Annotated in this window: 21 protein-coding genes; 9 read left to right on the forward strand and 12 right to left on the reverse strand. The window is 63.0% G+C overall.

Translation table 11 applies throughout. From position 1 onward, the window contains the following. Nucleotides 1-118 precede the first annotated feature (118 nt). The 4 genes from EKH80_RS22645 to EKH80_RS22665 all read left to right on the forward strand — a co-directional run bounded on the left by EKH80_RS22645 (nt 119) and on the right by EKH80_RS22665 (nt 3,619). Nucleotides 119-763: a glutathione S-transferase family protein gene (locus EKH80_RS22645; RefSeq protein ID WP_126687076.1), complete on the forward strand. Its 645-nt coding sequence runs from the start codon at nt 119-121 to the stop codon at nt 761-763. Between the two features lie 356 nt (nt 764-1,119). Further along, nucleotides 1,120-1,509, forward strand: a complete 390-nt coding sequence (locus EKH80_RS22650; RefSeq protein ID WP_126687077.1) for a carboxypeptidase-like regulatory domain-containing protein — start codon at nt 1,120-1,122, stop codon at nt 1,507-1,509. Nucleotides 1,510-1,884: 375 nt separating this feature from the next. Continuing rightward, nucleotides 1,885-2,664 carry a hypothetical protein gene (locus EKH80_RS22660; RefSeq protein ID WP_126687079.1) on the forward strand — a complete coding sequence of 260 codons (780 nt, stop codon included), beginning with the start codon at nt 1,885-1,887 and terminating at the stop codon, nt 2,662-2,664. Between the two features lie 529 nt (nt 2,665-3,193). Beyond that, nucleotides 3,194-3,619, forward strand: coding sequence for a PepSY domain-containing protein (locus EKH80_RS22665; RefSeq protein ID WP_230473890.1), 426 nt, complete (start codon nt 3,194-3,196; stop codon nt 3,617-3,619). Between the two features lie 41 nt (nt 3,620-3,660). On the opposite strand, the gene EKH80_RS22670 is transcribed toward EKH80_RS22665, so the two are convergent. Next, nucleotides 3,661-4,386: a cytochrome c biogenesis CcdA family protein gene (locus tag EKH80_RS22670; protein ID WP_126687080.1), complete on the reverse strand. Its 726-nt coding sequence runs from the start codon at nt 4,384-4,386 to the stop codon at nt 3,661-3,663. 173 nt (nt 4,387-4,559) lie between these two features. Between EKH80_RS22670 and EKH80_RS22675 the strand changes: the two genes are divergently transcribed. Continuing rightward, nucleotides 4,560-4,946 carry a thioredoxin family protein gene (locus EKH80_RS22675; RefSeq protein WP_158628925.1) on the forward strand — a complete coding sequence of 129 codons (387 nt, stop codon included), beginning with the start codon at nt 4,560-4,562 and terminating at the stop codon, nt 4,944-4,946. Between the two features lie 237 nt (nt 4,947-5,183). Continuing rightward, entirely contained in the window at nt 5,184-5,522 is a 339-nt protein-coding gene (locus EKH80_RS22680; protein ID WP_196240424.1) for a hypothetical protein, read from the forward strand. Between the two features lie 108 nt (nt 5,523-5,630). On the opposite strand, the gene recQ is transcribed toward EKH80_RS22680, so the two are convergent. Both recQ and EKH80_RS22690 read right to left on the reverse strand, forming a co-directional pair. Then, a complete protein-coding gene (gene recQ, locus EKH80_RS22685) occupies nt 5,631-7,445 on the reverse strand; it encodes a DNA helicase RecQ (protein WP_126687082.1) in 1,815 nt (604 codons plus the stop codon). A 159-nt stretch (nt 7,446-7,604) separates the two neighbouring features. Beyond that, the gene (locus EKH80_RS22690) at nt 7,605-7,940 is read right to left on the reverse strand and encodes an MGMT family protein (RefSeq protein ID WP_126687106.1); all 336 of its coding nucleotides are present in this window, start codon (nt 7,938-7,940) and stop codon (nt 7,605-7,607) included. Nucleotides 7,941-8,007: 67 nt separating this feature from the next. Here EKH80_RS22690 and EKH80_RS22695 point away from each other — a divergent pair, with 67 nt between their 5' ends. Beyond that, a complete protein-coding gene (locus EKH80_RS22695; RefSeq protein ID WP_126687083.1) occupies nt 8,008-8,412 on the forward strand; it encodes a hypothetical protein in 405 nt (134 codons plus the stop codon). A 52-nt stretch (nt 8,413-8,464) separates the two neighbouring features. On the opposite strand, the gene EKH80_RS22700 is transcribed toward EKH80_RS22695, so the two are convergent. Next, a complete protein-coding gene (locus EKH80_RS22700; RefSeq protein ID WP_196240425.1) occupies nt 8,465-9,589 on the reverse strand; it encodes an inorganic phosphate transporter in 1,125 nt (374 codons plus the stop codon). 54 nt (nt 9,590-9,643) lie between these two features. Next, nucleotides 9,644-10,273, reverse strand: a complete 630-nt coding sequence (locus tag EKH80_RS22705; RefSeq protein WP_126687084.1) for a DUF47 domain-containing protein — start codon at nt 10,271-10,273, stop codon at nt 9,644-9,646. A 150-nt stretch (nt 10,274-10,423) separates the two neighbouring features. Between EKH80_RS22705 and EKH80_RS22710 the strand changes: the two genes are divergently transcribed. Further along, nucleotides 10,424-11,746: a hemolysin family protein gene (locus tag EKH80_RS22710; RefSeq protein ID WP_126687085.1), complete on the forward strand. Its 1,323-nt coding sequence runs from the start codon at nt 10,424-10,426 to the stop codon at nt 11,744-11,746. A gap of 55 nt (nt 11,747-11,801) precedes the next feature. On the opposite strand, the gene EKH80_RS22715 is transcribed toward EKH80_RS22710, so the two are convergent. Beyond that, nucleotides 11,802-12,563, reverse strand: coding sequence for an RNA methyltransferase (locus EKH80_RS22715; RefSeq protein ID WP_126687086.1), 762 nt, complete (start codon nt 12,561-12,563; stop codon nt 11,802-11,804). A 146-nt stretch (nt 12,564-12,709) separates the two neighbouring features. Between EKH80_RS22715 and EKH80_RS22720 the strand changes: the two genes are divergently transcribed. After that, nucleotides 12,710-13,513: an inositol monophosphatase family protein gene (locus EKH80_RS22720; RefSeq protein ID WP_126687087.1), complete on the forward strand. Its 804-nt coding sequence runs from the start codon at nt 12,710-12,712 to the stop codon at nt 13,511-13,513. Between the two features lie 75 nt (nt 13,514-13,588). Here the strand turns inward: EKH80_RS22720 and EKH80_RS22725 are convergent, their stop codons facing one another. The 6 genes from EKH80_RS22725 to EKH80_RS22750 form a co-directional block, all read right to left on the reverse strand. Beyond that, nucleotides 13,589-13,975, reverse strand: a complete 387-nt coding sequence (locus EKH80_RS22725; RefSeq protein WP_126687088.1) for a VOC family protein — start codon at nt 13,973-13,975, stop codon at nt 13,589-13,591. 62 nt (nt 13,976-14,037) lie between these two features. Then, entirely contained in the window at nt 14,038-14,463 is a 426-nt protein-coding gene (locus tag EKH80_RS22730) for a GFA family protein (RefSeq protein WP_126687089.1), read from the reverse strand. A gap of 39 nt (nt 14,464-14,502) precedes the next feature. Then, on the reverse strand, nt 14,503-15,216 hold the full coding sequence (gene hda, locus EKH80_RS22735; RefSeq protein WP_126687090.1) for a DnaA regulatory inactivator Hda: 714 nt from the start codon (nt 15,214-15,216) through the stop codon (nt 14,503-14,505). Then, nucleotides 15,213-16,331: an AI-2E family transporter gene (locus EKH80_RS22740; protein WP_196240426.1), complete on the reverse strand. Its 1,119-nt coding sequence runs from the start codon at nt 16,329-16,331 to the stop codon at nt 15,213-15,215. Before EKH80_RS22740 ends, hda begins: the two co-directional genes overlap by 4 nt. A gap of 129 nt (nt 16,332-16,460) precedes the next feature. Next, the gene (locus tag EKH80_RS22745) at nt 16,461-17,057 is read right to left on the reverse strand and encodes a CDP-alcohol phosphatidyltransferase family protein (protein WP_126687092.1); all 597 of its coding nucleotides are present in this window, start codon (nt 17,055-17,057) and stop codon (nt 16,461-16,463) included. A gap of 15 nt (nt 17,058-17,072) precedes the next feature. Beyond that, the gene (locus EKH80_RS22750) at nt 17,073-18,065 is read right to left on the reverse strand and encodes a DUF2066 domain-containing protein (protein WP_126687093.1); all 993 of its coding nucleotides are present in this window, start codon (nt 18,063-18,065) and stop codon (nt 17,073-17,075) included. Between the last annotated feature and the right edge of the window lie 47 nt (nt 18,066-18,112).

Raw genomic sequence — 18,112 nt, forward strand, 5'->3', positions numbered from 1 at the left:
TATCGAATGTTCGGCGGGAAGATCGTTTCATGGGGATCGGTCTCGGGGCGGGAATCATCCCCTATCGCGGTGTCCGAAACCATTAGACCAGGGCAGACCTCAGGAGGATGACTAACTTATGATCACTGTCTTTGGCGAAGGAAGAGGCTTTCGAGTCATCTGGCTGTTGGAAGAGATGGGACTCGCGCATCGGCTGAGGCCGGTCGACCTGCTAGCCGGCGTCGAGAACGACACAGAGTTCCTGGCCATCAACCCTGCCGGCTTCATCCCGGCGATTCGGGACGGCGACGTCACCATGGTCGAGTCGATTGCGATCATGGAGTACCTGATGGCCCGTTACGGGCCAACACCGCTGGCGCCCGCCTCACACGATCCGGCGTTCCCCGCTTATCAGCAGTTCCTGCACCTGGGTGAAGCCGGCCTCGCGGCCTCCATCTACTTTGTCGTCGGCGCGCGCAATCTTGCGCCGGAGTCCGAGCGGCAGAACTGGAGTGCAAGTCAAGCGCTGGACGTTTTCCAAACTCGACTGGGCTTGGTAACGCGGCAGCTGGCACACACGCCCTATCTCGCTGGTGAGAGGTTTACCGCCGCCGACATTTCGGTGACGTACGCGCTGGAATTAGCTCAACACGGTGCGGGCGTCACCCTTGGCGAAATGGAGAAAGCCTATATCGCCCGCACCAGCGCACGCGATGGCTACCAGCGCGCCATGGAGACCTGCCAATCCAGGAAGGCATGGTTCGCCAGAACGCCTGTTCCGTAACCGCTTTTGGCATATAGCTCGCCAGATCTGTGTAGTACGAACAACAAACAGGACAGACGGTTCTATCCCCTATTCCCGGCCGCATGACCAAAGGCATTTGACGGCCAAGCTATTTATGGCTGAGGATCGACGAGGGAATAGTCTGATTTTTCAACGGCCCAACGGGGTATGGGCCTATCTCGCTGGGAAACCTTGCCCAGCGCACAGGGAAAGCAGCAACGCGAGCAGCCGATGCAAGGAAGCACAAATCCGGCATTGCCTTGTCAGCAAGCATGGTGTGAGCCGACGGCCAGCGATTTTGGTCGCATGCGGTTAGCGCCTTCGTCCGAATTGTCACGCGTAATACAGGAGTTTCCATGCGCAACATCGTGTCTTTCAGCAGTCTCTCGCGTTTTGACTCGCTTTCCGTGGGCAGTGCAGCTATCGCCATTGCACTGGGTATCGCTTGCTCCCTACCACCTTCGACTGCGCACGCGCAGTCAACCTCGTCCACCATTTTCGGCCAGGCACCTGCCGGGGAAACCATCACGGCGACCAGCTCCTTGGGACTGCACCGGCATGAAACCGTCAACAAAAAGGGGCGCTACAAGATCAGCTCATTGCCTACGGGCGATTACACTGTGACGCTGGAGAAAAGTGGGCAATCCGTCGATACGCGTTCCAACATCGCGTTGATCGCAGGCCGCGGTGCGGAAGTCGACTTCGCCTGCCCCAACGATCACTGCGCGGCATCCGAAAACAACTAAGCAGGCACCACCTGTAAAGGTTGATGTCAGACCAGCGTCGTCGCTGCGCAAACCTGCCTACGACGACGCTGCCGGATACTTGCTTTCAATAGCTCCATGCGTTCTCGATCGGACAAATTCGATGACACGCTGCCGACCGAAACATGCGGGCACAAGCTTGGTTGGTAGCGCGCCTGGCACCGAAGGTTAAATTCGCCCCACTTTTTCCAATGAAGAGCCAAACAGCCGCTCTACGCGTCCGTTTTGCCATGGATACGCTGAACGGATGTTCCGACGGCAACGAATTCATGCTGAAAACCTGGGGAAAATCCCAGATGGGCGTCGAAGCGGAAAATGGCTAGCCTCGCGTGTACCCCCAAGAGCGAGGACACCCCCATGGTCTCCGCAGTCAGTGTAAGCGCCCCCATGATTTTTCATCATCGCCCCGATCCGCCGTATAACCCGTCGCCGGTCGATACAGCGGTGGCCAAGTACAACGACGACCTCAAAGCGGGCGATCCGTGCGTGCTCTGGAACGATGCGCAAGCGATTCGCGCCGCCATCAAGCAGGAAATCGGCGACGACATTGCCGCGCTGCCGCAGCGGGGCAAGACCGAGCGTGATCCGACCATTGATCAATTGGTCCAAGACTATGGCAAGGGCATCCTGAGCTGTCATGACATGGACCCGGCGGTGACGAAAGAGGTGATCCAGTCGGGCATCGACGACTACAGGAAGGAAGCCACCACCTGGACGCCGGAGGATCGCAGCCAGGTCGATGCCTATATCAAGTCCGCCATGGATCGCCATGGCGGCGACATCGAGAAGTCCTTCGAAGATCTGCGCGACATGCGCTGGACGCCCGCGCACTTTTACGATTCCAATCTCGCCATCGCCGCCGACTATCTGCGTGCACGCTGGGAAACGCAGAAGTACAACAACACGACCGCCCAGATTGAAGTCGGCACCTATCTCGATGACAAGAAGCAAGGCAAGACCCCGCAGAATGGCCCCGGCCCGGTATCGCAGTATTCCAAGCTGCAAGAGGAATACATGTACAAGGGCATTAACGATCAGTGGAACACCTTGCATTGGTGGGAACAGATGTTCGCCAGCAGTCCGGACCAGACGCGGGCAGATCTGGTCGCGGCCGCCTTCGAGAATGACGTCAGTTGAGCGGATGATCCACGCCTTTGAGTGGCGATCGTTCACGGTCTGGCTGTAGCCCGAGAACTAGACGTTCCGTAAGCACGCCTCATACCCACTCCTCCCTGATGTCGGCTAGGGAGGAGCGGGGGTGAGAGGTGAACTCGAATGGCACCTACTTAAGCGCGCATCTTGGCGCTAGGCACGATGCGCTCCCTCCCCTGTGCGCAGGGGAGGGCTGGGGTGGGGTTGTTGGAGCTTGCCGCGTTGTTTGAATTCAATGCGAGGTTGCTTCACCCCACCCCAACCCTCCCCTACTGCACGTAGGGGAGGGAGCAGATTTCGCCCGTAATGAAGCAATGCGCTTTTGTAAGCGCCATTCGGTGCAAACCCCACCTCCATGCAATACACACAGGCTGAGCTTTCTTTTGTAGCTTGGTCCCTGAACAGCGCATGGTGCGAAGCATGAACACTCCCCTACCCCGCTAATCTTTTCTTCACCGGCGATTGATGTCTTGGGACCAAGACTCCAGGCCCTCACCGGCAGCGAGGGTACGTCGTGAAGAAGATCGCTTCATTGACCATGGTCTTGGCATTGGGCTGTGCCGGCGTGACCATGGCGCAAGATCAGCAGCGTGCTTTGACGCAGCAAGAGATCGTTGCGCAGCTGAATCAACAGGGTTACACGGAAGTGCATGACGTGGATTTCAAGGATGGTGTGTGGACGGCACGCGCACATAGCGGCGATGGCTCTCGCGTGAAGCTGCGCGTGGATCCGCTTTCCGGCATCGCTTATCCGAACAAGCAAGTCTCACGCCTCAGCGAAGCGGATGTACGCGCCATGCTTTCGTCGGAAGACTATACGCACGTGCACGACGTCGATTTCCATCATGACATCTGGACCGCCAGGGCCAGGAATAGCTCCGGCGTGCGTGTGTCGCTGCAGATCGATGCCGACTCCGGACGCATCATCGGCACCCGCTGACTGATTACAACACGCTGTGATCAGGCGCGGTCAGCCTGGCATCACAGCGACGTCGAAAGATTCGTCACCCAATCCGGCAAGACGTCGATGATGGCCGTCTCCAGATGATGATCGGCGCCGGTGATGATCAGCAGGCCGACCAGCACGATCAGCACGCCAAGCACTCGCCGGCCCCGCGTGCCCGCCGCCATCAACCTGCCGCGCCAACGCGCCAGCAGGCTTTGCGCGAACAGCGCCAGAATCAGCAGTACGGTGGCGATGCCGAGCGCAAACGCCGCCATCACCAGGGCGACCTGTCCCAGATTCTTGCCTTGCGCGGCAAGCAGGGTCGCCGCACCCAGGGTGGGCCCCACGCAAGGACTCCACACCAGCCCCAGCAGCACGCCGATTCCCGCCTGTCCTGCCAAGCCGAATCGTTCGAGCCGCGCCTGGCGCTCACCGGCCCAGTTGGCGAGCGGCCCTGCGGCATGCTCAAACAACGCCTGCCAACGCGGAACGATCAGCACGATGCCCACGATCAACAGCAAGATAGCGCTCCACAGGCGAATCGTCTGCGTGTTCAAGCCGGCGGACGCGCCGATCGTGGCAATGATGAAACCGGTAAGGGTGAACGACGCCACCAGTCCGAGCGCCAGCGCCAGCGGCCCCCAGCGGTGGCGCTGCGCAGCACTGCCAAGCACGATGGGCACCAATGGCAGCACGCAGGGCGACAGTATGGTCAGTGCGCCGGCGGCGTAGGCGACGAGTGGGCTGAGACCGCCGCTCATGCGCACACTCCGCAACGAATGTCATAGGTGGCCTTGCACAGGGACATGTTCAACTCCTTGGGAAGCATCTACCTGGCTTTCGTCCCATAGCCCCGGCGGGTTACCTGTAACCGGATGTGTTTGACGACGAATAGCCCTGTATCACCCGCAACAAGAAGGATCTGCCCATGTCTGTGCTTCGCAAGCTCTCCATCGCCCTGGTGCTCGGCCTGATGGCCGCCCCGCCCCTGCTGGCCCAGCCCATTCAGCCCTTCACCACGGCGGCGCTGAAGGCCGCCCAGGCGGCTGGCAAACCGGTGCTGGTGGACGCCTACGCGAGCTGGTGCCCCATTTGCCGCAAACAGGCGCCCACCCTCGACGCCATGGCCAAGGACCCGGCATTCGACAAGCTGCTGATCCTGCGTCTGGATTACGACAACCAGAGCGCGGAAAAACGTGAGCTTGGCATCGTCCAGCAAAGCACCCTGATCGGCTTCAAGGGCGATAAGGAAACCGGGCGCCTGGTCGGCGTCACGGACCCCGATGAAATCAGGAAGCTGGCGCAATCGGCGCTGCACTGAGCACCATGGCTTCGTGCTCGGGTGCTGCGACTGCGCGTGGCGTAGGCTGGGATGGCAATCCCAGCATCCCCAAGTCGCCGTAAAGCTGGGATTGTCATCCCAGCCCACAAATTTCTAACGAGCGGCTCACACTAGTCACGTAACCATCATGCTTCGCCATCGTAATGACGCATAGGAATAATCCTGGCGTCATCCGCGTAAGCGATCCTTTCACCATCGGATTGAGAGCCTGTCCCGATGGTTTCGCAGTACGTTTTTCCTTCCAGCCGTGGCTTGTTCCGTATCGTCAAGCACGGCCACCGCTGGCGCTCCCTGCTTGAGGCAAGGGAAGTGGCGCGGCATGAGTCCCCCGAGGCGGCGCTGGTTGCGCTGCGCGAGGCCTGGCCGCAGGCACGCCTGCCCCAGGCGCTGAGCCAATGGCGCTATGTGGCCGAAGCCGCCAGCCTGCCGCATGTGCGCTTAGCACGCGCCACCAACGGTATTCGAATTATTGGCATCGGTCCTTCACAACCGCGCGCGCGCCGCTCGCGCCGCGTGTGGGGACGACCAAGCCGTGACGTGACTGATCATGGCTGATCGGTCACGGCTTTCTTTGTAGGCTGGGATGGCAATCCCAGCATCACGATGTGCAGGCATGGCAATGCTGGGATTGTCATCCCAGCCTACGCATATCCCTGCCGGTCGTCATTCTTTCGCGTTGATGACTTGCAGAAAATCCCGCCCATAGCGCTTGAGCTTGGCCTCGCCCACGCCGCTGATCGCAGCCAGTTCCTGTTCGTTCTCCGGCAACGCGCGTAGCATCGCCAGCAAGGTGGCATCGTGAAAGATCACATACGCCGGCACGCCATGCTGCCGCGCGAGTTTCGAACGCAAGCTGCGCAGCGCCTCCCACATCGGCTGTTCATACGCTTCGATACCCAGGCTTGCGCCGGTAACCAGCTGGCTATCGCGACGGCGTGAAGCGCGCCGTGCCGGGCGCGTCTCCTCGCGCATGGGGACGGTTCGATGACCAACCAGCACATCGCGGCTGGCCGCGGTAAGGCGCAAGGTGCCAAAGCCTTCCGCATCAGTCGCCAGCAAACCGGCAGCAAGCAGTTGGCGAAAGACCGATCGCCATTGCTTTTCGTCCATGTCGGCGCCGATGCCGAATGTACTCAAGCTGGCATGGCCGAGCTGGCTCATGCGTTCGCTGTCGATGCCCCGCAGGATGTCGATGACATGACCCGCGCCAAAACGCTGGCCGCTGCGATACACCGCCGACAGCGCTTTCTGCGCGGGCACGGTGGCGTCCCAGGTCGTGGGCGGACTAAGGCAGTTGTCGCAGTTGCCGCAAGGCCCCTGGAAGGTTTCGCCAAACGCGGCGAGCAGCAGCTCTCGGCGGCATTGCATGGCTTCGGCATAGCCCAGCAGCGAATCCAGCTTGGAACGTTCGACGCGCTTGCGCTCGTCGCCCGATTCGGACTGCGCGATCATCTGGCTCATGGTAACCACGTCGGACAGGCCGTAGACCATCCACGCGTCGGCCGGCAAACCATCGCGCCCGCCGCGGCCGGTTTCCTGGTAGTAGCCTTCCATGCTGCGCGGCAGGTCCAGGTGCGCGACGAAACGCACGTCCGGCTTGTCGATACCCATGCCGAAGGCCACCGTCGCCACCATCACGATGCCGTCTTCGCGCAGGAAACGTTGCTGGTTCGCCATGCGCGTCGGCGCATCGAGCCCGGCATGATAAGGCAGCGCTTCGATACCGGCTTCGGCAAGCCATGCGGCCGTGTCGTCCACCTTGCGGCGACTCAGGCAATACACGATGCCGGCATCACCACGATGGCCATCGAGAAAGCCCAGCAATTGACTGCGCGGATTGTGCCGCTGCGTGACGGCGTAGCGAATGTTCGGCCGATCGAAGCTGGACACGAACTGGCGCGCATCCTGCAACACCAGCCGCTCGACGATTTCCTCGCGCGTGCGCGGATCGGCGGTGGCGGTAAGCGCAAGGCGCGGCACCTGCGGATAACGCTGGTGCAAAAGGGTGAGTTCACGGTACTCGGGACGGAAATCGTGCCCCCATTGCGAGACGCAATGCGCTTCGTCAATTGCGAACAGCGCCACTTCGGTGCGATCGAGCAGTTCAAGGAAGCGCGCCGTAAGCAGGCGCTCAGGCGCCACGTACAGCAGATCCAGCTCACTCGCCGACAGCTTGCGCTCCACCTCACGCTGCTCTTGCGCATCCAGGCTGGAATTGAGGTAAGCCGCCGCCACGCCGGCTTCGCGCAGCGCATCCACCTGGTCGTGCATCAGCGCGATCAGCGGCGATACCACGATGCCGGTGCCTTGCCGCAACAGCGCGGGGATCTGATAGCACAGCGACTTGCCGCCACCGGTCGGCATCAGCACCAGCGCATCGCCGCCTTCGCCGACATGCTCGACGATGGCTTGCTGATGGCCACGAAACCGGGCGTAGCCGAAAACGCTTTGGAGGATGTCGAGGGGCGTGGCGGGCATGCTGTTCTTTATTCCTCTCCCTGGGTGGGAGAGGCCGGGGCGAAGGGACGCTCTAGCGTGCAAGCTTATTTCTTTCGCGCCCAGCCTACGAGCAACGATTCATGTAGGTCGCCGCCGCTTCGGCAAGTCTCAGCTCTTCCCAGCGATGAGGAGGGGAAATCAAGGCAGTCCCCACAACTCCCGGTCCACGTCTGCATCCAGTCCGAAGCGCGACAAGGGCACGCGACCGTTCTCGACTTCCACGCCCTCGGCGCGCAACAGCCGACACTGCTCGCGAAAGCCGCGGCTGCCGGCCGGCATGGCGATCTCGCCGCTGGAGCGCAGCACACGAAACCACGGCAGCTGCATGCCGTCGGGCACCTCGCCAAGCAGCCGCCCCACCAGCCGAGCGCGGCCCGGCAGGCCGGCCCGCGCGGCGATGGCGCCGTAGCTGGCGACGCGCCCGGGCGGAATGCCCGCGATGGCGTCAAAAACCCTCTGGTATTCCTCTTTCATGACAGCGTGCACCTTCACCAGCGTCGTGGCAGAGTAGCAGCGGTCCGCCTCCGATTCGGAGAGTCGCATGCATCATTTCGAAGCCGTACGTTCGCTGGTCGGCAGCCAGTACCTGCTGAGGCGGAACGATCCCTATGTGATCAGCTTCGATCTCACGCTGCCGCAAGGGCGCCACCAAGGTATCTACCTGGCCGAACTGGAAGACGAGAACGGCCACCGCTACCTGCGCATTTCCACCCCGATCGGCCCCCTCGCAGGGACCGACCCCAGGCGTTGCCTGCGCTTCAACTGGGAACAGCGCGTCGGTTTTCTCGCCGTGGCGGATCTGGATGGATCCCCCTATCTGCATTTGTGTGAAAACCGGCCCTACGAGCTGGTCACGCAACAGGACCTGCAGCGGCTGATCCATGAGCTCGGCAGCCTGGGCGATCAGCTGGAGCAGGCGATAGTAGACAGCGGCGACTCCTTTTAGCCCTTCGCAACCGGTCCGGCGCCCGCCGCGGCGTACCTGGCAAGGATGCGGATTATCCGAACTGTCGCGCCAGGTAGACGAGCCCGTAGGCAATCAGCGCCGTCACCGGCAAGGTGAGGATCCACGCCCACACCATGCGCTCGACCACGGACCAGCGGATCGCATTGAAGCGCTTGGCCGAACCCACGCCCATGATTGAAGACGACACCACGTGGGTGGTCGAGACCGGCAGGCCGAACGCCGAAGCGCTGAGGATCACCAGCGCGGAACTGCCCTCGGCGGCGAACCCATTGATGGGATGCAGCTTCACCATCTTGTGACCGAGGGTCTTGATGATGCGCCAGCCGCCGCCGGCCGTGCCGCCGGCCATGGTCAGCGCGCACAAGGCTGCGACCCAGTGCGGTACGGCAAAGCCGCCCGCGGTGGAGGCTTGGATACGCAGGAATGACAGCCACCCCGGCAGATGGTCAAAGTGCCCGGCGGCGGTCCCGCTGGCCAAGGCCAGCGCGATGATGCCCATGCTCTTCTGCGCGTCGTTCATGCCATGGGCCAGGCCCATCGCACTGGCCGACAGGATTTGCACCTTGCCGAACAGGCTGTTCACGAACGGGGTGCGGCCCAGGTAACGCAGGAAACCCTTGCGCGAAGCGAACCACGCCAACAACGCGTAAAGGATGCCCATCAGCACGAAGCCGAGGATGAAGCCCATCACCGGCGACACCACCATCGGCATCACCACCTTCGGCAACACCCCCTTGCCCGCCCACCAGTGCGCACCGTCCTGCGCCCAGATCACGGCCTTGAAGTTGCCGCCCGCCTCGGCGATCGCCGCACCAACCAACGCTCCCACCAGCGCATGGCTGGAGCTGGACGGCAAACCCAGCCACCAGGTGATCAGGTTCCACACGATGGCCGCGAGCAGCGCGCAAATCAAAAGCTCCGGCCCCGCCTGCACCACTCCGGTATTGACGATGCCGGCCGCAATCGTGGCCGCCACCGCGGTACCCCACATGGCGCCGACCATGTTGGTGGCGGCTGCCAGCAACACCGCCTGGCCGGGTGAAAGCACCTTGGTGGCCACGACGGTGGCGATCGAGTTGGCGGTGTCGTGGAAGCCGTTGATGTAGGTGAAGACGAGCGCGATCAGCACTACCGCGATGACCAGGCCGATACTCATGCGTGCACTCCCTGTGCGCGCCATGCATGAAATGGAGCGTGCAAGGCGTACTCCTCAGGAATTCTTCAACACGATGGAATAGACGATATTGCCCACATCGCGGCAGCGGTCGATGGCCTTCTCGATCAGCTCGAACAGATCCTTCGCCAGCATCGCGCGCATGGCATCGTCGCTTTCCAGATACAGCGTGCGGTACGGCGCGAGCAGCATGCGATCGCCTTCCGATTCGAGCGTCTGCATGCGGTCCTGCAGCTTTTTCACCGGGTCGATGCGCAGGCCGCGGCGCAATTCGCCAATCAGTTCCACCACCACGTCGGTGGAGCGAGTCAGTACCAGGGTGCGCTGGCTGAAATCCACGCCTTGCAGGCGGCTTGCCACGATCGCATAGCGCTCGGCGAACTTCTCCACGCTTTTGGGAATCTTGTACAGCGCACTGTTGAGCGCCTCGATGTCCTCGCGGTCCAGCGCGGTGACAAAGGTGTTCACCAGCTCTTCGCTGATCCGCATGGCCAGCTCTTTCTCGCGCTTGCGGGCGGCGGCGAACGCGGCCATGACCGGGGTGTGATCGGGCAGGCTGACCAGCTCATGCAGGGCCTTGGCGCTTTCCCGGGTGGCTTCGGCGCTCTGTTCCAGCAGGCCGTAGAACTTGTCGCCTTTTCCGAAAATCGTCTGAAGTGAAAACATGGGATATCTGGGCAGGAAGGGGTAAATATTTCGCGAATGTTACAGGACCACCCTGCCGCACCGCACCACCCAAGCTCCCCCGGACCTCTCCCGGGCCCCGGCGGCGTGCCTTACACTGCGCGACATGCCCGCACCTGATGCCCTGTCGCGATGCTGACCACAATCGCGCTCGTCCTCCTCCTCGCCCTTTGCAACGGTTTCTTTGCGCTGTCGGAAATGGCGCTGGTAGCCTCGCGCAAAAGCCGGCTCAAGCAGATGGCCCGCACCAGCCGCCGTGCCCGGGTCGCCTTGCGGCATGCCGAAGCGCCGGAGCATTTTCTTTCCACCGTGCAGGTGGGCATCACCCTGGTGATGCTGATCACCGGCGCCGAGGCGGGCGATGCCTTCGGCACTCAGATCGGCAACATGCTGCACGACGGCAGCCTCGCCTGGCTGGCGCCCTACACCCGGATCGTCGGCATCGTGCTTGGCTTCATGCTGATTTCCTTCATCCAGATTGTTGTGGGCGAGCTGGTGCCCAAGCGCCTGGCGCTGTCCGCACCGGAGCAGGTGTCCAGCCTAGTCGGCATGCCGATGCTGGTGCTGTCGCGCGCCACCGCACCCTTCGTCTGGCTGCTCAACCGCTCCAGCGGCCTGCTGTTGAAGCTGCTGCGCGTGAAGGATCGCGGCGACAGTGCCGCCACCGAAGAGGAAATCCGGCTGCTGGTGGCCGAAAGCACCGAACAAGGCGTGCTCGACGCGGACGAGCAGGCCATGGTCAACCGCGTGCTGCGTCTGGGCGACCGGACCGTGGACAGCGTAATGACCCCGCGCATGCGCATCGCCTGGCTCGACATGAACGCGTCATTGGAAGAAAACCTGCAAACACTGCGGCAAACCTCCTATTCGCGTTATCCGGTCTATCGCGGCGACGAAAGCGACATCGTTGGCGTCATGGAGGTGAAGAGCCTGCTCAGCGGCATCAGCCTGGGCAAGCTGGAACTGTTTCGCACTCTTGCCAAGCCGCTGTACGTTCCTGGCACCGCGCGGGCACTCGACCTGCTGGAGGAGTTCCGCGACGCCGAAACGCCGATGGCCCTGGTCGTGGACGAATACGGCGACATCGAGGGTGTGGTGACGCTCAACGACCTGCTGGCGGCCGTAGTCGGCGCCAGCCAGCTTGGCCATGGCAGCGGCGAGGAACACTCGCCCATCGTGCAGCGCGAAGACGGCAGCTGGCTGATCGACGGCGCGCTCTCCACCGATGACCTGCGCGAACTGCTGCATCTGGATCATTTGCCCGGTGAAGACGAACACGACTTCCGCACCGCCGCCGGCATGGTGATGGCAGCGCTGGGGCACATTCCGCAGACCGGCGAGGTGTTTGCCTGGCGCGGGATCCGCTTTGAGGTGGTGGATCTGGATGGCGCGCGCATCGACAAGCTGCTGGTCACGCCGGCGCCGAACATCGAACTGGCCGACGACGAGCAATAATTGACCGCGTAATCTTCACGTTCGTCATTCCGGCGCAGGCCGGAATGACGACATGCTATTTCTTCCCGTTGGCCAACTGCGCCATCCGCTGCGCATCGGCCAGAATCCCATGCAGCATGCGCAATTCGCGCTCGTCCATCTGCGCACGCAAGAACAGCTTGCGTAGCCGCAGCATGATCGTGGTCGGCGCGCGCCCCTTGTGGAAATCGATGTCGTCCAGGGTTTGCGACAAGTGCTCGAAGAAGCGTTCCATCTGCGCCGCATCGGCCGGCGGCTCGTCATGCAGCGGCGGTGGCGTGGGCAACTTCTCGGCCAGCGAGGCCAGGCGTACCTCATAGGCCATCACCTGCACCGCCTGGGCGAGGTTGAGCGAACTGAAATCGTCCACACTGGGAATGCGCACCATCGCATGGCAGCGCGCCAGTTCGTCATTCTCCAGACCGGTGCGCTCGTTGCCGAACACCAATGCCACCTGCCCTCCACGCTCCGCGGCCGCCAACGCCTGCGCGGCTGCTTCGCGTGGCGTGAGTTCCGGCAGGTTCACCCCGCGGCGCCGGGCGGAAAGCCCCAAGGCGAAGCTGGTACCGGCCAACGCCTCCACCAGCCCGGCATGCACGCCGGCCCCTTCCAGTACGTCGTCCGCGCCAGCCGCCATGGCGGACACCTCCCGGTCCGGGAAGCGATGCGGCGAGACCAGCTCCATGCGGGTAAAGCCCATGGTCCGCATCGCCCGCGCCGCGCTGCCGATGTTGCCCGGGTGGGAGGTGCGCACCAGGACGAAGCGAAAGCGGCTGGGTAGGTCGGAGATAACGCTCATGCGGCTCGGATCAGGCATTTCGGGGTGGCAAGGATAGGACATTGCAGGGGTGGCACGCGCTTGCCGCCTGCCCTCTCGCTCGCCCGTCCCGGTCCGCTCTGCTATGATTACCGGTCGCTAACCCGTTCTTTTGCCAAGCCAAAGCCATGACCAGACCCGCCGTCAACGTCGCGGTACGTGCCGCGCGCTCCGCCGGTAACGTGATCCTGCGTTACATGAACCGCATCGACGGCCTCAACGTCGTTGAGAAGCAACGCATGGACTTCGCGTCCGAGGTCGACCGGCTGGCCGAGGCGGAAATCGTCAAGGAACTGCGCCGCGCCTATCCCGGCCATGCCATCCTCGCCGAGGAAAGCGGTGCGATCGGCAAGAGTCCGCAAGTGTGGGTGATCGATCCGCTGGACGGCACCCACAACTATCTGCGCGGCATTCCGCATTTCAGTGTCTCGATCGCCCTGCTCGACAAAGGCGAGCCGGTTTATGCCGTGGTGTTCGACCCGCTGCGTGACGAACTGTTCACCGCCAGCAAAGGGGACGGTGCGTATCTCAATGACCGCCGCATTCGCGTCGGCAAGCGCGACAGCCTGGCCGGCGCGATGATCGCCACCGGCTTCCCCTATCGCCAACGCGCCCACCTGGACTCGCAGCTGGCGATGACGCGTTCGCTGCTTGCGCAGGCCGAAGACCTCCGCCGCTCCGGCTCCGCCGCTCTCGACCTGGCCTACACCGCCGCTGGCCGCTACGACGGTTTCTTCGAAATCGGCCTGAAGCCGTGGGACATGGCCGCAGGCGTGCTGCTGGTGCGCGAAGCGGGCGGCCAGTACTGCGATTTTGCAGGACGTGACGGCATTCCCGAGAGCGGCAACATCATTGCGGCCAATCACCACGTGGTGAAGGCGATGGTCGAAGCAATCAGTGCGCAAGCCACTCCGTCGCTATTGAGAGCGTGATCGGTAGCACCGGCGGCGTAGGCTGGGATGGCCATCCCAGCCTCATCGCAAGATAGCTGGGATTACCATCCCAGCCTACGCAGGTGCGTGGCACACCGCCTCGACGTTGTGCCCATCCGGATCGAGCACGAAAGCTCCGTAGTAATGCTCGTGATAATGCGGACGAACGCCAGGCGCGCCATTGTCGCGGCCACCGGCTGCGAGGGCTGCCTGATGGAACGCATCGACCATGGCGCGGCTGCTTACGCGAAATGCCACATGGATGGGCGGGTCATTGGGCGCGCCCCCGCTGATCCAAAAATCAGGCTTGGGCGGCTCGCCAAACCCCGCGACGTCAGCATGGCCGGTAACCGCAGCGGGAAACTCCATCAACAGTGCGTAACCGATCGCCGAGAGTGCCTGGGTATAGAACGCCTTGCTCTTTTGGAAATCGCTGACGGAAACGCCGGTATGGTCGATCATGGGCTGCTCCTGGACGAAGAACCTGCTCGGGCTGATCGAGCTGCCAAGATGCTCTGAAACGGTCAGTCGAATTCCTGGTGCTGCGGCAGCTCGTCGGTAATGGTGTACCACGCAGCCTTGGATCCGACGAAGATGTGCGCGGTCGGCCGCATCGACGGCTCACCTATCAGTGTGCCCAGCGTGACATGCACGTAGTGCCCATCGCGGACCACCGAGTACAGCAACGACCCGCATCGCTGGCAATGCGCGTCATGTCCGTTCTCTTCGCCAAAAATCAAAATGGCCTCCCGGCCTTTGACGACGCTGAACCGGGTCCGTTCGATCCCGCCAAAAGGCTTGAAGGCGGAACCGGTGGACTTGCGGCATTGCGAGCAGTGGCAGTTCAGCGCATAGAGAAAGCGATCCTCGACGCGGTACTGCACATCGCCGCACAAACACTCGCCCGCAAGCGTCCGACCAGGGCTCGTTGCTGGAACATCCACGCTCATGTCTGCTTTCCTCTGCCGCCGCATGCGGACTGTCGTTCGTTAGGGAGTTGGCGGTGGCTGAACCGCCTCGCGCAAGAACGTGCGTAGAAAAGGTACGGTAACTCGCCGCTGTGCCGCCAGTGACGCCTGATCCAGCCGATCGAGCAGATCTAATAGCGCGCCCAGATCGCGCACATAGCGTGCGAACAGCCAATCAAGAACCACATCGTCCAGTTCGATGCCACGCAGCGCGGCTTGCTGCTTGAGCACTTCGCGGCGTTCGCCATCGTCCAGCGGTTTCAGGGCGAACTGCGTGCAGGCGCCCAGGCGGGAGCGCAGATCCGGCAGCATCAACGGAAGCTGGGCCGCAGTAGCTTGCGCGGCGAAAATGAGCGCAGTGCCTTCGGCGCGGGCGCGGTTGTACAGATCGAACAGCGCATGCTCGGCTTCGCGCTCGCCCGCCATCGCGTCCAGATCGTCGAGCGCGATGAACTGGCTGCCGGCGACGCCGCGAATCGCCATGTAGTGCTCGCGCAAGTTCCGCAACGGGAGATATTGCACTGTACGCCCGGCTTCATGCGCGGCCTGGCAGGCGGCCATCAGCAGATGACTCTTGCCGCTGCCCGTTGCCCCGCTCAGGTACAACCAGGGTGCTCCGGACTGCCCGGCAAGCACTTGCACAGCACCCAATGCCGCGGCGTTGGCACCGGCGTAAAAATGTTCAAAGCGCTGGCGGCGAGGCCAGCGCAATCCCAAGGGAAGTTGCTCGGTCATGGCTTGTCGCGATTATCGGCTACCTGTGCTGCCGTGCCAGCACCGTCGTCTATTTCCACGGCTACGTCGACTTCGATAATGGCGCTGTCAGGCTCACCCATCTCGGTGTACAGATCGCTCTGTTTGTAGCGCTGAGCGAGATAGCGCAGCAGCACCAGGATCACCGAGGCCGCCGGCAAGGCAAGCAGCACGCCAAGAAAGCCGAACAGATAACCGCCGGCCAGCACGGCAAAGATCACCGCCACCGGATGCAGGCCGATCTTCTCGCCCACCAGCCGCGGCACCAGCACATAGCCTTCGAGCAACTGCCCGACCACGAACACACCCACCACCAACAACAGATGCTCCCAGTCGCCGTGCTGCACCAACGAGGCGATGAGGGACGCGCCGAAGCCGGTGATGAAGCCGAGGTACGGTACGAAGCTGAGCAGGCCCGCGACCATGCCGATCAGCGGTCCAACCGAAATGCCCACCAGGGTCAAGGCCACGCCGTAGTAGATGGCCAGCGCCAGCATCACCAGCAATTGCCCGCGCACGAAGGCACCCAGCACGGCATCGGATTCGCGCGCCAGATGCGCAACGGTGGGCTCGACGGAGCGCGGCAGCATGCGGTCGATCCATGCCACGAGACGATCCCAGTCGCGCAGCAGATAGAACCACACCACTGGAATCAGCAGCAGATTGGTAAGCCACGCGACCACACTGACGCCGGAGCGCGAAATCTTGCCCAGCACGGTGCCGATGGAGCCGATGTGCTGTTTGATCTGGTCGACCAGGCGATCGGTGTCGAACGCCTTGGGGTCCAGATGCAGTTTGGCCTGCACCCAAGGCAGGGCGCGATCCCTGCCCCACTCCACGTAATGCGGAAAGTTCAGCACCAGGTTCTCGATCTGGCGCACGATCAGCGGCACCAGCAGCAGCAAAGCCGCGGCGATCACCAGGATCAGCAGCACGAATACGATACTCACCGCCAGGCTGCGTCCCAGGCCGAGCCGCTCCAGCCGGTCGGCCAGCGGATCACTAAGATAGGCCAGCATGGCGGCCACCGCGAAGGGCATCAGCACCGGCGCAAGCAGCCACACCAGCAAGCCTAGGGTGATGATGATCGCCAGCATCTGCCAGCGGCGGGACGTCTCTTGGCTTATGGACACGCTTTAGCTCGTCAGTGAGGGGGCGAACACCAAGCCAAGTTTGGCTGATGTGGGGAGCTGTTCAAAGCCTTGCAGTCTTGCGCGAGCCCCTGCTCACCCCAACCCTCGCCCAGGCGGGGAGAGGGTATCTGCATGCCGAAGCCGCCAGGCCCGGTGCGACCAGTACAGTACGTAATGCACGCCGCTGGCCACGCACAGCGCCGCCACCAGCCAGGCAAGCGAAACCGAGCGCGGCGCCGGCCAGTGCGAGAGCGCCAGCAATACCGCCAGCAAATAGATGATCTGCGCCAGCGTGCAGGCTTTCGACAACAGGCTGGGCCGAGGTTCGATCGGGCCGATCAGCACGCGCCAGCCCAACGCCCCCAGGGCGATCACCAAGTCGCGCCCGCACACGATCGTTGCCAGCCACAGCGGCACTTCCTGCCGCCACGCCAGGATCACGAAGCAGGCGACCAGCAGCAGCTTGTCGGCGATCGCGTCGAGCATGCCGCCAAGCCGGCTCTGCCAGCCGTATTGGCGCGCAAGAAACCCATCCACTCCATCCGACACGCCGGCCACAGCCACCAGTTGCAAAGCGCAGCGCCATTGTTCATGCCAAAGCAGCCAGCCGATCGGCGCCACCAGCAGCACCCGCAACACCGAGATGGCATTGGGCAGGTGTCGCCAGCGAGATTGCGACGCGAGCGGCATCGCAGCAGCCGTTACTCAATGCAGCCAGCGCAGGCTGGCATCCGCGCCGTCATGGGATTTGCCTTCCATGACCCGGCCGCCTGCCGCGAGATTGGTGACCAGGCTGTCCAGCGGCATGCCCGCCTTCACGGACAACAGCACGCCATCATCCTGGGCACCCTCGGTGTAGATGCTGCGCACGGAGGGATCGGCACGCAGGGTGGCAAGCAGATTGGCGTAATCCATGGCCGAATGCAGCCCGGATACCCACAATTTGCCGCTCACCTCGCCGGTGGCGATCACATTGAGCGACTGGCCCAGCCGATCGGCGGCACTTTTGCCGGCATCGGCGAATACGCCGTTCGGGTCGCTGCCCTGCGCGCTCCAATGCTGGGCCTGGCCGCCGCTGACCAGGGTCCAGTCGGCGCCGTTCGCACGCAGCTCACCCAGCAGCACGAGGCCAGTGTGATACAGCCGGCTAATGGCTGACAGGGCGGCGGGATCGGCACCGGCCAGCTTGTCCAGATCCGGCAGCTGCTCCGGATCGGCGTAGCTCGCCTGGTAGCCGCGCTTGTTGATCTCGCTGGTCAGCGCCGCCAGGTCGTCCTTGCCGAGCAGGTGGCCATCGCCTGCCTTCACGACCAACAACAGCGGCGGCTTGACGCCAGCCGCGGTGGCGCCAAGCTGGGTCACCAGGCGTTGCACCGCCCCCTGGTCGAAGCTGACCGCCAGCGTGAAGGTCGGCGGGTTGCCGCCATCGACCTGGTACTGGAACTGCTTCACGATGCCCGCGGCGTTCTGCATGGCTTCGGCATAGCCAGGCTTGGTGGTCAGATCCTGGCCACCGGAGACGCGCACCAGCACCTGCCCCAGCGCGGACTGAAACGCCTGGCTGCGCTGTGCCGCACCGGTGTCGGGAACAGGCACCACGACGCTATAGGGCGAATTGGTCTGCGCGGGCGCGACCGGGGCAATTCCCAGGACGAGACCAAACAGCAGTAGGGCGATCGGCAAACGTGGCAGACGCATGTCAGGGTCGTATCCAGGGGCGGGAATCGGGAAAAGTCTGCCCAATC

The sequence above is a fragment of the Dyella choica genome (genome assembly GCF_003977665.1).
Taxonomy (GTDB): domain Bacteria; phylum Pseudomonadota; class Gammaproteobacteria; order Xanthomonadales; family Rhodanobacteraceae; genus Dyella_B; species Dyella_B choica.

Bases quoted from the DNA above. Each gene is read 5' to 3' on its own strand.
- EKH80_RS22740 (WP_196240426.1), bottom strand. From the start codon at position 16,331: ATGCTGGCGATCATCATCACCCTAGGCTTGCTGGTGTGGCTGCTTGCG.
- hda (WP_126687090.1), bottom strand. From the start codon at position 15,216: ATGACCGAGCAACTTCCCTTGGGATTGCGCTGGCCTCGCCGCCAGCGC.
- EKH80_RS22750 (WP_126687093.1), bottom strand. From the start codon at position 18,065: ATGCGTCTGCCACGTTTGCCGATCGCCCTACTGCTGTTTGGTCTCGTC.
- EKH80_RS22720 (WP_126687087.1), top strand. From the start codon at position 12,710: ATGACCAGACCCGCCGTCAACGTCGCGGTACGTGCCGCGCGCTCCGCC.
- EKH80_RS22705 (WP_126687084.1), bottom strand. From the start codon at position 10,273: ATGTTTTCACTTCAGACGATTTTCGGAAAAGGCGACAAGTTCTACGGC.
- EKH80_RS22730 (WP_126687089.1), bottom strand. From the start codon at position 14,463: ATGAGCGTGGATGTTCCAGCAACGAGCCCTGGTCGGACGCTTGCGGGC.
- EKH80_RS22695 (WP_126687083.1), top strand. From the start codon at position 8,008: ATGCATCATTTCGAAGCCGTACGTTCGCTGGTCGGCAGCCAGTACCTG.
- EKH80_RS22680 (WP_196240424.1), top strand. From the start codon at position 5,184: ATGGTTTCGCAGTACGTTTTTCCTTCCAGCCGTGGCTTGTTCCGTATC.
- EKH80_RS22670 (WP_126687080.1), bottom strand. From the start codon at position 4,386: ATGAGCGGCGGTCTCAGCCCACTCGTCGCCTACGCCGCCGGCGCACTG.
- EKH80_RS22700 (WP_196240425.1), bottom strand. From the start codon at position 9,589: ATGAGTATCGGCCTGGTCATCGCGGTAGTGCTGATCGCGCTCGTCTTC.
- EKH80_RS22715 (WP_126687086.1), bottom strand. From the start codon at position 12,563: ATGAGCGTTATCTCCGACCTACCCAGCCGCTTTCGCTTCGTCCTGGTG.
- EKH80_RS22645 (WP_126687076.1), top strand. From the start codon at position 119: ATGATCACTGTCTTTGGCGAAGGAAGAGGCTTTCGAGTCATCTGGCTG.
- EKH80_RS22725 (WP_126687088.1), bottom strand. From the start codon at position 13,975: ATGATCGACCATACCGGCGTTTCCGTCAGCGATTTCCAAAAGAGCAAG.
- recQ (WP_126687082.1), bottom strand. From the start codon at position 7,445: ATGCCCGCCACGCCCCTCGACATCCTCCAAAGCGTTTTCGGCTACGCC.
- EKH80_RS22660 (WP_126687079.1), top strand. From the start codon at position 1,885: ATGGTCTCCGCAGTCAGTGTAAGCGCCCCCATGATTTTTCATCATCGC.
- EKH80_RS22690 (WP_126687106.1), bottom strand. From the start codon at position 7,940: ATGAAAGAGGAATACCAGAGGGTTTTTGACGCCATCGCGGGCATTCCG.
- EKH80_RS22710 (WP_126687085.1), top strand. From the start codon at position 10,424: ATGCTGACCACAATCGCGCTCGTCCTCCTCCTCGCCCTTTGCAACGGT.
- EKH80_RS22650 (WP_126687077.1), top strand. From the start codon at position 1,120: ATGCGCAACATCGTGTCTTTCAGCAGTCTCTCGCGTTTTGACTCGCTT.
- EKH80_RS22745 (WP_126687092.1), bottom strand. From the start codon at position 17,057: ATGCCGCTCGCGTCGCAATCTCGCTGGCGACACCTGCCCAATGCCATC.